The sequence below is a fragment of the Pseudomonas paraveronii genome, from assembly GCF_963681955.1.
In the GTDB taxonomy this organism is placed as follows: Bacteria; Pseudomonadota; Gammaproteobacteria; order Pseudomonadales; family Pseudomonadaceae; genus Aquipseudomonas; species Aquipseudomonas paraveronii.
The window spans coordinates 1,551,393-1,563,276 of sequence record NZ_OY817130.1 but is presented as its reverse complement, the minus strand read 5'-3'; the positions used below and the strand labels follow the sequence as shown (position 1 = coordinate 1,563,276).

Sequence of the window (11,884 nt, the reverse complement as noted above, 5' to 3'; positions counted from 1 at the left end):
CGCCGAAGTGCTTGAAGGTTAAGCCGGGGCAACGGGGCAAACAATCCGATAATCGACACAGTGTTCGATTATCGAACAAATTGTTGCCTAGCTATTCTTTCCTGCTCACGCAGGAATTGCGTTCGTCTTCAGGTTGCGTCGGCATGGCTGACCATCCCTTTGATCACCACGGCGGCCGTGGCCAATGCAGCCGGAATCACCAGCGCACTGAGCACCTGCTCGAAGTTCCAGCCCAGGCCGAGCAAGGTGGCGCCCATCCATGCACCGAGGATCGCGCCGAAGCGGCCGATGCCGAGCATCCATGACACGCCGGTGGCGCGGCCTTGGGTCGGGTAGAAGCGTGCAGCCAGGGACGGCATCGCCGATTGCGCACCGTTGACACACATCCCGGCGATCAGCACCAAGGTCGCCAACAGCGTGATATTGCCCAGGCTCTGCCCTACCGCGTAGGCAAATACCCCGGCCAGCAGGTAGAACGTGCCGATGACCTTGTGCGGGTTGAACCGGTCCATCGCCCAGCCCACGCCGACAGCACTCAATACGCCACCCAACTGGAACAACGCACCGATAAACGCAGCCTGCTCCATGCTCGCGCCGCTGTCGCGCATCAGCGTAGGCAGCCAACTGGTCAGCAGGTACACAATCACCAGGCCCATGAAGTAGGTGAGCCACAGCAACAAGGTGCCGGCGCTGTAGGTGCCGGAGAAGATCACCGCGAATACGTTGCGCGCCTTCACGGTTGTTTGCTCGGGCACGCTGAAGCTGCTGGCTTGGGCGACGATACCGGGCTCGATGGGTGACAGGGCTTTGCGTACCCTGTCGGTGCCGCGATTGCGCACCACCAGATAGCGCGCCGATTCCGGCAGCCACACCCACAGCACCACCGTGAGGATCAACGGCAGGATGCCGCCGATCAATAGCAGGCTGTGCCAACCGAACGCCGGGATCAATTTGGCCGAGATAAACCCGCCACCGGCCATGCCTAGGTTGAAGCCGCAGAACATGCTGGTCACCAGCAACGACTTGTGACGTTCGGGGGTGTATTCGGACAGCAGCGTGGTGGCATTCGGCATACCGGCACCCAGCCCCAGCCCGGTGAGAAAGCGCAACACCAGCAACTGGTCGACGTTGCTGCTGTAGGCCGAGGCCAGGCTGAAGGCACCAAACACCAGTACCGCACCCACCAACACCACCTTGCGTCCGAAACGGTCCGCCAACGGGCCGGAACCCAGGGCGCCGAACACCATGCCGATCAGCGCGGCGCTCATCACCGGGCCGAGGCTGGCGCGGTCAATGCCCCAGTCCTGGGACAGTGCGGGCGCGATGAAGCCCATCGCGGCGGTGTCGAGGCCATCGAGGAAGACAATCAGGAAACACAGGATCACCACGCGCCATTGATAGCGTGACAGTGGCTGGGCATTGATGAAGGACTGCACGTCCAGGGTGGTACCGACAACAGAAGGCTGATTCATTATTGTTATTCCACACCGATGGCGGGCCAACGACCTGGGGTCGTCATTATTATTGGGCAGCGCTCAGAGCGCTGCCGCACAGTAATAAGCCAAGGGAAACAACGTCAATTGATCGAGCCGGGATCTGTGCGGTCACCGAACAGCTTAGGCAAACAGTTGCGCACTCAACTCACGGCTGGCACTGAGCATGCTCGGCAGGAAGCGCTGTTCCAGTTCGCTGCGGCTGACACGACCGGCATGGGTACTGACGTTGAGCGCAGCCAGCACCTGGCCGGACGCGTCATACACCGGCACCGCGATGGAGCGCAGGCCTTGTTCCAATTCCTGATCGACGATGCACCAGCCCTGCTGACGCACTTGTTGCAGGCACTCGAACAAGGCTTCGGGCGTGGTGAGGGTACGACTGGTCTTGATTTGCAGGTCGACGTGGTCGAGGTAGTCCTGCAGCGAGGCATCGTCCAGCGCCGCCAGCAGGATGCGGCCCATGGAGGTGCAATACGCCGGCAACCGCCCGCCTACCGAAAGGTCCACGGAAATCAGGCGCTGCGTGGTGGCCGACCGGGCGATATAGAGGATGTCATCGCCTTCCAGGGTGGCCATGTTGCAGGCTTCGTGAAGCTGTTCGCTCATGCGGTCCAGGTACGGTTGGGCGGAGACCGCCAACGGTGTCGAGGATAAATAGGCATGGCCCAGGGTCAGGACCTTGGGCAGCAGCGAATAGGTGCGCCCGTCGGTGGTGGCGTAGCCGAGTTTGATCAAGGTATGCAGGCAACGGCGCACGGCGGCGCGGGGAATTTCGGTGCGATGACTGATTTGGGCAATGGTCAGGTGACGCTTGCGCTCCTGGAATGCCTGCACCACGGCCAGGCCCCGGGCCAGGGAGGTCATGAAGTCCGGATCACCGGTAAAGGCCTGGATGCGTTTGGCCGGTGAAGCCACGATCGGCGGCGCCACTGACGCGAAGGAGTTGCGCAATTGATCGTTCATTTCAAGATCCTCGTTATTATTTTCAACCGCTGGCGCTTATCGACAACCGGGAAAGGTGGTCGCTATTGAGAGCCACGCCAACCGGGATACACAAGGTTAGAGCAGCAACGTCGGGCGATTATCGGACGATCATGCGATTATCGCAATTCGGCAGGCGCGATCATAAAAACGGATCGCACGACGGGATCAGGCAGACGGCGGCATTTATGGCGGCCACTTCACAGCCAATACTGACGTGTGCATGTAACAAAAGCCTCACACAAAGTGGACGCTTTTTAACTATATGATGATAGTGTTATTAAAATGCGCCGCTATAATGCAATCTGTGCGGAGGTCAGCCCGGTATCAATATCGGGATCGGAGCTCGCCAGGCGGCGTATGTTGATTATGCTGCCGGTTATAAATACCGGTTCAAGGAAGTCATCGTTGGCAGTTCGTTCAAAGTTGAGCGGTTCACCTGTTCAACTTAAAACATGCCGAGGGCGATATTCTGGTGTGGCGCTGCACGCTAATTAAACTCAACTCAAATTAGGTAACACTGTGACGAAAGATGAACTGCGCGCGGAACTTGAGCGCCAGGAGCAACGTTACAAGGACGTATACGGCGGGGAAGTCACCACCTACGCCGCTCAGCCTGAGCCAGAACGCAAGCCATGGCGCAAACGAGCGAGTTTGCTCGATCAGGCCTTTGCCCAGGAAATCCAAAAGATTGAGCAGGAACTCAAAGCCGAAGAGCCATAAGCACCAAGGTTTGAGGCCTCAGGGTTCTGCTGTCTCCGCCGGCTCACCGCCGGCGGAGGGCATTCGCTTGTGGACCCATTAGTCAGCGTCCTGCTGCGACCAACGAAATTTCGTACAAATGTTTCAGCCATGGCGTTTAGGTGACAAAAACGCACCTTTACGGCACCGCGCTTTGTAAATCAAAGACTTGCCTAGCCCCCGAAAACCCTGGGATGCGCGCCTTTGCCTGGTTTTTTTTCAATGAAGATTGTTACCGATGAGCAGCTAGTGCATCGATTACCGAGGTTTTCTGGCATAATCGCGCCCCCTTACGACCGGGTCAGAAAACCTTCATGATCGATTTATTCAGCGGACTGGATGCTTGGGTTCTCGTGAGCCTGCTGCTCGCCCTGGCCTTTGTCCTCGCCTTCGAGTTCATCAATGGCTTTCATGACACCGCTAACGCGGTGGCCACAGTCATCTATACCAAAGCCATGCCACCGCATCTGGCCGTGTTCTTCTCCGGGGTGTTCAACTTCCTTGGCGTGTTGCTCGGTGGTGTCGGTGTCGCCTACGCCATCGTGCATTTACTGCCGGTGGAGTTGCTGATCAATGTGAACACCGGCCATGGTCTGGCGATGGTCTTCTCTTTATTGGCGGCGGCGATCACCTGGAACCTGGGCACCTGGTACTTCGGTATTCCCGCCTCCAGCTCTCACACCCTGATCGGCTCGATCCTGGGTGTCGGCCTCGCGAATGCGCTGATCAACGACATTCCCCTGGCTGACGGGGTGAACTGGCAGAAGGCGATCGATATCGGGGCGTCCCTGGTGTTCTCGCCCATGGCCGGCTTTCTGGTCGCAGCCCTGTTGCTGATCGGCCTGAAGTGGTGGCGTCCGCTGTCCAAGATGCATAAAACTCCGGACGAGCGCCGCAAGGTCGACGAGAAGAAGCGCCCGCCGTTCTGGAACCGCCTGGTTCTGGTGATTTCCGCCATGGCCGTGAGTTTCGTCCACGGCTCCAACGATGGGCAAAAAGGTATCGGCCTGATCATGCTGGTGCTGATCGGTATCGTGCCGGCGCAGTTCGTTCTCGACCTGGGCAGCACCACTTACCAGATCGAGCGTACCCGCGACGCCACCCTGCACCTGAACCAGTTCTACCAGCGCAACCAGGAAACCCTGGGCGAATTCCTGGCCCTGGGCAAAAGCGTGAAGGACGACCTGCCGGGCAAGTTCCGCTGCAACCCACAGCAGACTGAACCGACCATCAATGCGCTGCTCGACACCTTGAAAGGTGTTTCCGACTACCATTCGTTGACGTCCGACCAGCGCATCGAGGTACGCCGCTACCTGCTGTGCCTGGACGACACCGCGAAGAAAGTCGGCAAGCTGCCAGGCCTGGAGGCCCGTGAGAAATCCGACCTCGACAAGCTGCGCAAAGACCTGACCGCCACCACCGAATACGCACCGTTCTGGGTAATTATCGCGGTCGCACTCGCCCTGGGCCTGGGCACCATGGTCGGCTGGAAGCGCGTGGTACTGACCATCGGCGAGAAGATCGGCAAGCAGGGCATGACCTATGCACAAGGCATGTCGGCGCAAATCACCACCGCCAGCATGATCGCTCTGGCCAACATCTTCAGCCTGCCGGTGTCGACAACGCACGTGCTGTCGTCCGGTGTTGCCGGCACCATGGTTGCCAACAAGAGCGGCCTGCAAAGCGGCACAGTGAAGACCATCCTGATGGCCTGGGTGTTGACCCTGCCGGCGACCGTAGGCCTGTCGGCCGGGTTGTTCTGGTTGGCATCCAAGGCGCTGGGCAGCTGATAGCCCATCGGCCATAAAAAAGGTGCGATCCGCGAGGCTCGCACCTTTTTTTATGCCGATGCCCCGCGCCCACATAAATCCCGTGGTGTTGATTAAATCGCAGGCAAAAAAAAGGGCGACCGAAGTCGCCCAAAATGCCTTGCGTGCTCATGTAACCTGGAAAACCCTATGGCTTTTTACGCTTGTTTGCGTCTTTCCAGATAAAAAATCCAAACCCTACGAAGAACAGCACCATGAGGCCAACCGTCAGCACTCCGGCAAACACCACATTATCGAAAAACATGACTGGCCTCCTGCTCTTGCCTTGTTGCGATAGGGCTAAGTTAAAGGAGAAGGCGGGATGGAAAATTGACAAGGATCAATGTCGCCCGCGACGGGGCGTAAAGAAGGGAAATAACTGACCTGCATCAATAGATACAGGCTGTTTCAACGTTTTTTCGGTTTGTTTTTCGGTTTTTTCTTAACTTTTCCGAGCGGCATTGCTTGTTCGAACGCCTGGCGAACTTCATTTAGACGTTTGTCGTTGAGGTCATGCACCCGTTTAGCGCGTTCGGCGTTCAGGTCAATCAGTTTGTCGTCATCACTCATGGCTTGGCTTATGTCGTGGAGGGGATCGCTTAATAATGCGGCCTCACTTGCCCGACAGCAAATCAGCGGGCGACAAAATGCAGCTCATCACCCAAAATCGGCACTTCCCCTTTACCCAAGAGGCGCACACAGGTGGCACTGCACAAGGACCTTCCGCCGTTGCTGGCCTTGCGCGCCTTCGAGGCCGTGGCGCGGCACTTGAGCTTTATCAAGGCGGCCCATGAGTTGTCAGTGACCCAGAGCGCGCTCAGCCATCAGGTACACAAGCTCGAACAGTACCTGGGCAAACCGTTATTTGTCCGACGCACCCGCGCGATTGATCTGACCGCAGACGGCCAACTCTACTACGAGCAAATCCGCCCTGCCCTCGACCTCATCGCCGCCGCCACCCGCAGCCAACGGGTGGCGCCCAGCGTCACGGTGTTGCGCATCGGCTTGCTCGCGTCCTTTGCCACCTTATGGCTGGCGCCGCGCCTGGCCGGTTTTCTGCAATGCTATCCGCAGATCCAGGTGGAGCTGGTGCCAGCAATTCAACTGGCGAATGTCGCGGCGGCCGAGGTCGACCTGGCCATCCGCTATGGCAAGGGTGACTGGCCCGACGTGCAGGCCACACGGCTGATGCCGGAAGTGCTCTCCCCCGTGTGCAGCCCGGCGTTCAAGGCCAGCCGGCAGCACAACGGCGCACTGCTGATGGCCACCTCGCACCGCCCGTTCGAATGGACGGATTGGTCCGACCATTATCAAGTCGACCTCACCCCGCATCCGCGCGTGATGCTGCATGACTACAACATCGTGGTCGAAGCCGCCGTAGCCGGCCAAGGTATCGCCATGGGCCGTCACCGTTTGATCGAGCGCCGGCTCCAGGACGGCAGCCTGGTAGAAGCCTTCGACTGGCCGCCGTATCGCAGCGAAATCGGCTACTGGCTGATCGCGCCCCAAGGCCCCGCTAGCGCGGCGGCCGAATGTTTCAGCGCGTGGTTGAAGGCTGCCTGCGCCGACGCGTGAGTTATTTCGATACGTCGGATGATATCTATCCGTTTGTCGTCCATCGCCTTGATCAACATGCTGAAACCTCTCAACCCAGAGGATTCAACATGCGCGATTCCATCCGCCAACGCGTGCAGGCCCTCGGCCTCACGCTGCCGACGCCCAGCCAGCCGATTGCCAATTACATCAACCACGTGGTCAGCCGGAATCAGCTGTTTATCTCCGGGCAAATCCCATTGCTGGACGGCAAACCGGCCTATGTCGGCCGCCTGGGCGAATCCCTCAGTGAAGAAGACGGCGCCCAGGCGACCGAACTGGCCGCGCTGGGTCTGCTCGCACAATTGAGCGATGCACTGGGCGATGACCTGTCACGCCTGGTGCGGACCCTGCGCCTGGGCGTGTTTATCGCCTGCAGTGACGACTTCCAGCGCCAGAGCGTGGTGGCCAATGGTGCCTCTAACCTGCTGGTCAACGTTCTTGGCGACAAAGGCCGGCATGTACGCACGGCTGTCGGCGTGTCCAGCCTGCCGGGGGGCGTAGCGGTGGAAGTTGACGCAGTGTTCGAGTTGCAGCCATGAGCCCGCTCGACGTCCAACGCCTGCGCGAGGCCACGCCGGGTTGTCGGTCCGGTCTCGTGCACTTCAACACGGCCGGTGCTGCATTGCCGAGCCAGGCGACCCTCGACACCATCATCGAACAACTGCAACGCGAAGCGTGCGACGGCCCGATGGAGGCCAGCGAGCATGGCGCCATCCTGGTGGAAAAAGCCCGCTGCGCCGCCGGCCAGTTGCTCAATGCACCCGCCGCGTCGATTGCCTTTGCTGGCAGCGGCTCGACCGCGTGGAGCCTGGCGTTCCAGGCGCTGGGCCGGTGGCAGCCGGGCGACAGGATTCTGGTGGGGCGCCACGAATGGGGCGGCAACCTGGCGAGCATGGAACTGGCCGTGCAGGCCGGTGCGCGAATCGAGGTGATCCCTTGCGATGAAACCGGCGCAGTCTGCCCGGTAGCCCTGGAAGCGATGATCGACGCAAGCGTGAAGCTGATCGACCTGACCTGGCTCCCCGCCAATGGCGGCCTGATCAACCCCGCCCAGGCGATTGGTGAAGTGGCCAGGCGGCATGGCATCCCTTACTTCATCGATGCCGGCCAGGCCATCGGCCAGGTGCCAGTGGATGTGCAGGCGCTGCACTGCGACGTGCTCAAGTCGGCAGGCCGCAAGCACCTGCGCGGGCCGCGAGGTACAGCGCTGTTGTACGTGCGGCCGGACTTTCTGGCGCGGCTGAACCCCGCGCAGCGCGATGTGTTTTCAGCGCCGTGGAGCGCCCAGGGTTTCGCCCTGCGCAACGATGCCCGACGCTTTGAAACCAGCGAAACGTCCTACGCCTTATTGGCGGGCTTGGGCAATGCGTTGCAGGAACTCAATCAACTGGGGATTGAGCGGGTGTGGAACCGTGTCCGGCAGACCAGCGCGCGAATCCGCGAGACCTTGCGTCAGACTCCCGGGATGTCCCTGCATGACTTGGGCGCCAGCCAATCAGGCTTGATCGCCTTCAACCTCGCCGGCTGGGACGCCTTCGAACTCAAGCGTCGCCTGGCGCTCAAGCGCATCAATATCGGCGCCAACGATGTGGCGTATACCCCATTGGATATGCAGGCACGAGGCCTGGTCAGCATTGCGCGAATCTCCGTCAGCCCGCTCAACTCCGATCAGGACATTGAACGGCTGATGGTGGCCTTGCGCGAACTGCGCGCTTAAACCTCGACATCCACCCACAACCCCTGGCGCGGCGCGTCTTCGATCAGCGGCGCCACGGGCACGGTGTTGTCGGCGTTGAGCTCGTCGCCCGGGATCGCCAAGTGCGCCTGCGGGTCGTCATCGGCTTCACGCCGGCGTTTCTGCTGTTCCTGCTGGCGGCGTTGCTCCTCGCGCAGCAAAAGAGCCGACTGCTCGGCATCGCCATTTTTCAGGTCGATCGTGCTCTCGTTGGAACTCGCTTGCACGGGCACCACGGGCGGAATATCCGGTTTTTGACGCACCGGATCGAGTTGCGACGTGACCGGCACAACGCTGACGGGCAGCATGGGTGGCAGCATAATAGTTGTTCTCCTGTCAGCAGGCTGTCGGCGGGCGGCGCGGCGACTTGAGCGCAGGCTTGCCAACCTGTGACCCAATCGACACTCGCAAGTGCCCGCCACCCGTCGATTCAGCACTCGATGCACTGCGCAAACCGCGGAGTTTTTGTCAGAGTCCTTTGGATGAGGGCCTTGTTCCGTTAAGATAGTCGGCTTTTTCACGGCGGGAGTCAGGCAGCATGGCGCAGCAGTATCAACCGGGGCAACGCTGGATTAGTGACAGCGAAGCAGAGCTGGGTTTAGGCACCGTTCTGGCACAGGACGGCCGCTTGCTGACCGTGCTCTATCCGGCCACTGGCGACACGCGCCAGTATGCGCTACGGAATGCGCCCCTCACCCGCGTGAGGTTCTCGCCGGGCGACAGCATCACCCATTTCGAAGGCTGGAAAATGACCGTGCAAGAAGTCGACGACGTCGACGGCCTGCTGGTCTACCACGGCCTCAATGGGCAGAACGAGCAGGTCACCCTGCCGGAAACCCAACTGTCGAACTTCATCCAGTTCCGCCTGGCCAGTGACCGCCTGTTCGCCGGGCAGATCGACCCGCTGGCCTGGTTCTCGCTGCGCTACCACACCCTGGAACACACCAGCCGCCAATTGCAATCTTCGCTGTGGGGCCTGGGCGGGGTGCGTGCGCAACCGATTGCTCACCAATTGCACATCGCCCGTGAAGTCGCCGACCGTATCGCGCCACGGGTATTGCTGGCCGACGAAGTGGGCCTGGGCAAGACCATCGAAGCCGGCCTGGTGATCCATCGCCAGTTGCTGTCCGGCCGCGCCAACCGCGTGCTGATCCTGGTCCCGGAAAACCTGCAGCACCAGTGGCTGGTAGAAATGCGCCGCCGCTTCAACCTGCAAGTGGCGCTGTTCGACGAAGAACGCTTCATCGAAAGCGATGCCGCCAACCCGTTCGAAGACACCCAGTTGGCCCTGGTGGCCCTGGAGTGGCTGGTGGACGACGAGAAGGCCCAGGACGCGCTGTTCGCCGCCGGCTGGGACCTGCTGGTGGTCGACGAAGCGCATCACCTGGTCTGGCATGAAGACAACGCCAGCGCCGAATACTCGCTGGTCGAACAGCTTGCCGAGGTCATCCCTGGCGTGCTGCTGCTCACCGCCACCCCGGAACAACTGGGCCAGGACAGCCACTTCGCACGCCTGCGCCTGCTGGACCCGAACCGCTTCCACGACCTGCAAGCCTTCCGCGCCGAAAGCGAAAACTATCGCCCGGTGGCCGAAGCGGTGCAGGAGCTGCTGGACAAAGGCCGCCTCTCCCCGGCCGCGCACACCACCATCCAGGGTTTCCTCGGCAACGAAGGTGAAGCGCTGCTCACCGCCGTCAACGATGGCGACACCGAAGCCAGCGCACGCCTGGTGCGTGAGCTGCTCGACCGCCACGGCACCGGCCGCGTGCTGTTCCGCAACACCCGCGCCGCGGTGCAAGGCTTCCCGGAGCGCAAGCTGCACGCCTACCCGCTGCCGAACCCGGACGAATACCTCGAGTTGCCGCTGGGCGAACACGCCGAGCTGTACCCGGAAGTCAGCTTCCAGTCGCAGCCGGATATCGAGGAAGACAATCGCTGGTGGCGCTTCGACCCACGGGTCGAATGGCTGATCGACCAGCTGAAAATGCTCAAGCGCACCAAGGTCCTGGTGATCTGCGCCCACGCCGAAACCGCGATGGACCTGGAAGACGCCCTGCGCGTGCGCTCCGGCATCCCGGCCACGGTGTTCCACGAAGGCATGAACATCCTCGAGCGTGACCGCGCCGCCGCTTACTTCGCCGATGAAGAATTTGGCGCCCAGGTGCTGATCTGTTCGGAAATCGGCAGTGAAGGCCGCAACTTCCAGTTCTCCCACCACCTGGTGCTGTTCGACCTGCCGTCCCACCCCGACCTGCTCGAACAGCGGATCGGCCGTCTGGACCGGATCGGCCAGAAACATGTGATCGAACTGCACGTGCCGTACCTGGAAACCAGCCCGCAAGAGCGCCTGTTCCAGTGGTACCACGAAGCGCTGAACGCGTTCCTCAACACCTGCCCGACCGGCAACGCCTTGCAGCATCAGTTCGGCCCGCGCCTGCTGCCGCTGCTGGAAAACGCCGACGACGACGAGTGGCAAGCCCTGATCAACGAAGCCCGTGCCGAGCGCGAGCGCCTGGAACAGGAACTGCACACCGGCCGCGACCGCTTGCTGGAGCTCAACTCCGGCGGTGCGGGTGAAGGCGATGCGCTGGTGGAAGACATCCTGGAACAAGACGACCAGTTTGCCCTGCCGATCTACATGGAAACCCTGTTCGACGCGTTCGGCATCGACAGCGAAGACCACTCGGAAAACGCGCTGATCCTCAAGCCCAGCGAAAAAATGCTCGACGCCAGCTTCCCCCTGGGCGACGACGAAGGCGTGACCATCACCTACGACCGCAACCAGGCTCTGTCGCGCGAAGACATGCAGTTCATCACCTGGGAACACCCGATGGTACAGGGCGGCATGGACTTGGTGCTGTCCGGCTCCATGGGCAACACCGCCGTGGCGCTGATCAAGAACAAGGCGCTCAAGGCCGGCACCGTGCTGCTGGAGCTGCTCTACGTCAGCGAAGTGGTCGCCCCGCGCTCGCTGCAACTGGGCCGCTACTTGCCACCGGCCGCCCTGCGCTGCCTGCTGGACGCCAATGGCAATGACTTGTCCGGCCGGGTGTCGTTCGAAACCTTGAACGACCAGTTGGAAAGCGTGCCACGGGCCAGCGCCAACAAGTTCGTCCAGGCCCAGCGCGACCAGTTGACGCCGCGCATCAACGCCGGTGAAGAAAAGATCACCCCGCGCCATGCCGAGCGTGTGGCCGAGGCCAAGCGTCGCCTGGCAGCCGACACCGACGAAGAACTGGCACGCCTGACCGCGTTGCAAGCCGTCAACCCAACCGTGCGCGACAGCGAACTGGTTGCCCTGCGCCAACAGCGCGAGCAAGGCCTGGCCATGCTCGACAAGGCCGCGCTGCGCCTGGAAGCGATTCGGGTGTTGGTGGCGGGTTGATTGCTGCGCTGCTCTGCTAAAAAGAAGGCCCGCGCAATGCGGGCCTTTTTTATGCACTTGAGCCTATCGTTGGCTTTGAAGGCGTCATCGCGGGCAAGCCCGGCTCCCACATTTGGCCGAGTTGTCATGTCGATCTCCGATC

General features: G+C 61.1%; 11 protein-coding genes. 6 read left to right on the top strand and 5 right to left on the bottom strand.

Features of this window, described 5'->3' with window-relative positions; translation table 11 throughout:
• Nucleotides 1-128 precede the first annotated feature (128 nt).
• Both pcaK and pcaR read right to left on the bottom strand, forming a co-directional pair.
• The gene (gene pcaK / locus U5A08_RS06935; protein WP_253393854.1) at nt 129-1,472 is read right to left on the bottom strand and encodes a 4-hydroxybenzoate transporter PcaK; all 1,344 of its coding nucleotides are present in this window, start codon (nt 1,470-1,472) and stop codon (nt 129-131) included.
• A gap of 144 nt (nt 1,473-1,616) precedes the next feature.
• Nucleotides 1,617-2,459, bottom strand: a complete 843-nt coding sequence (pcaR, locus tag U5A08_RS06930) for a pca regulon transcriptional regulator PcaR (protein WP_247397971.1) — start codon at nt 2,457-2,459, stop codon at nt 1,617-1,619.
• Nucleotides 2,460-2,999: 540 nt separating this feature from the next.
• Here pcaR and U5A08_RS06925 point away from each other — a divergent pair.
• Complete coding sequence (locus tag U5A08_RS06925) at nt 3,000-3,200, top strand: hypothetical protein (RefSeq protein ID WP_003172389.1); 201 nt, start codon at nt 3,000-3,002, stop codon at nt 3,198-3,200.
• A 332-nt stretch (nt 3,201-3,532) separates the two neighbouring features.
• On the top strand, nt 3,533-5,008 hold the full coding sequence (locus U5A08_RS06920) for an inorganic phosphate transporter (protein WP_247397969.1): 1,476 nt from the start codon (nt 3,533-3,535) through the stop codon (nt 5,006-5,008).
• Between the two features lie 166 nt (nt 5,009-5,174).
• On the opposite strand, the gene ccoM is transcribed toward U5A08_RS06920, so the two are convergent.
• Both ccoM and U5A08_RS06910 read right to left on the bottom strand, forming a co-directional pair.
• Nucleotides 5,175-5,291, bottom strand: a complete 117-nt coding sequence (ccoM, locus tag U5A08_RS06915; protein WP_029297086.1) for a cytochrome c oxidase subunit CcoM — start codon at nt 5,289-5,291, stop codon at nt 5,175-5,177.
• A 143-nt stretch (nt 5,292-5,434) separates the two neighbouring features.
• A complete protein-coding gene (locus U5A08_RS06910; RefSeq protein ID WP_017844811.1) occupies nt 5,435-5,596 on the bottom strand; it encodes a hypothetical protein in 162 nt (53 codons plus the stop codon).
• Nucleotides 5,597-5,728: 132 nt separating this feature from the next.
• Between U5A08_RS06910 and U5A08_RS06905 the strand changes: the two genes are divergently transcribed.
• The 3 genes from U5A08_RS06905 to U5A08_RS06895 all read left to right on the top strand — a co-directional run bounded on the left by U5A08_RS06905 (nt 5,729) and on the right by U5A08_RS06895 (nt 8,339).
• Nucleotides 5,729-6,601 carry a LysR substrate-binding domain-containing protein gene (locus U5A08_RS06905; protein WP_253393853.1) on the top strand — a complete coding sequence of 291 codons (873 nt, stop codon included), beginning with the start codon at nt 5,729-5,731 and terminating at the stop codon, nt 6,599-6,601.
• Nucleotides 6,602-6,690: 89 nt separating this feature from the next.
• Nucleotides 6,691-7,161: a RidA family protein gene (locus U5A08_RS06900; RefSeq protein ID WP_253393852.1), complete on the top strand. Its 471-nt coding sequence runs from the start codon at nt 6,691-6,693 to the stop codon at nt 7,159-7,161.
• Complete coding sequence (locus tag U5A08_RS06895; RefSeq protein ID WP_253393851.1) at nt 7,158-8,339, top strand: aminotransferase class V-fold PLP-dependent enzyme; 1,182 nt, start codon at nt 7,158-7,160, stop codon at nt 8,337-8,339. The genes U5A08_RS06900 and U5A08_RS06895 overlap by 4 nt, the downstream gene beginning before the upstream one ends.
• Here the strand turns inward: U5A08_RS06895 and U5A08_RS06890 are convergent.
• Nucleotides 8,336-8,677, bottom strand: a complete 342-nt coding sequence (locus U5A08_RS06890) for an aspartate-semialdehyde dehydrogenase (protein WP_247397967.1) — start codon at nt 8,675-8,677, stop codon at nt 8,336-8,338. The genes U5A08_RS06895 and U5A08_RS06890 overlap by 4 nt on opposite strands.
• A 218-nt stretch (nt 8,678-8,895) precedes the next feature.
• On the opposite strand from U5A08_RS06890, the gene rapA reads away from it, so the two are divergent.
• The gene (gene rapA / locus U5A08_RS06885) at nt 8,896-11,742 is read left to right on the top strand and encodes an RNA polymerase-associated protein RapA (protein ID WP_253393849.1); all 2,847 of its coding nucleotides are present in this window, start codon (nt 8,896-8,898) and stop codon (nt 11,740-11,742) included.
• Nucleotides 11,743-11,884: the final 142 nt, after the last annotated feature.

What these genes read in the sequence shown, in the direction of transcription:
- U5A08_RS06910 (WP_017844811.1), bottom strand. Translation starts at nt 5,596, where the DNA reads ATGAGTGATGACGACAAACTGATTGACCTGAACGCCGAACGCGCTAAA.
- ccoM (WP_029297086.1), bottom strand. Translation starts at nt 5,291, where the DNA reads ATGTTTTTCGATAATGTGGTGTTTGCCGGAGTGCTGACGGTTGGCCTC.
- pcaK (WP_253393854.1), bottom strand. Translation starts at nt 1,472, where the DNA reads ATGAATCAGCCTTCTGTTGTCGGTACCACCCTGGACGTGCAGTCCTTC.
- U5A08_RS06920 (WP_247397969.1), top strand. Translation starts at nt 3,533, where the DNA reads ATGATCGATTTATTCAGCGGACTGGATGCTTGGGTTCTCGTGAGCCTG.
- rapA (WP_253393849.1), top strand. Translation starts at nt 8,896, where the DNA reads ATGGCGCAGCAGTATCAACCGGGGCAACGCTGGATTAGTGACAGCGAA.
- U5A08_RS06895 (WP_253393851.1), top strand. Translation starts at nt 7,158, where the DNA reads ATGAGCCCGCTCGACGTCCAACGCCTGCGCGAGGCCACGCCGGGTTGT.
- U5A08_RS06890 (WP_247397967.1), bottom strand. Translation starts at nt 8,677, where the DNA reads ATGCTGCCACCCATGCTGCCCGTCAGCGTTGTGCCGGTCACGTCGCAA.
- U5A08_RS06900 (WP_253393852.1), top strand. Translation starts at nt 6,691, where the DNA reads ATGCGCGATTCCATCCGCCAACGCGTGCAGGCCCTCGGCCTCACGCTG.
- pcaR (WP_247397971.1), bottom strand. Translation starts at nt 2,459, where the DNA reads ATGAACGATCAATTGCGCAACTCCTTCGCGTCAGTGGCGCCGCCGATC.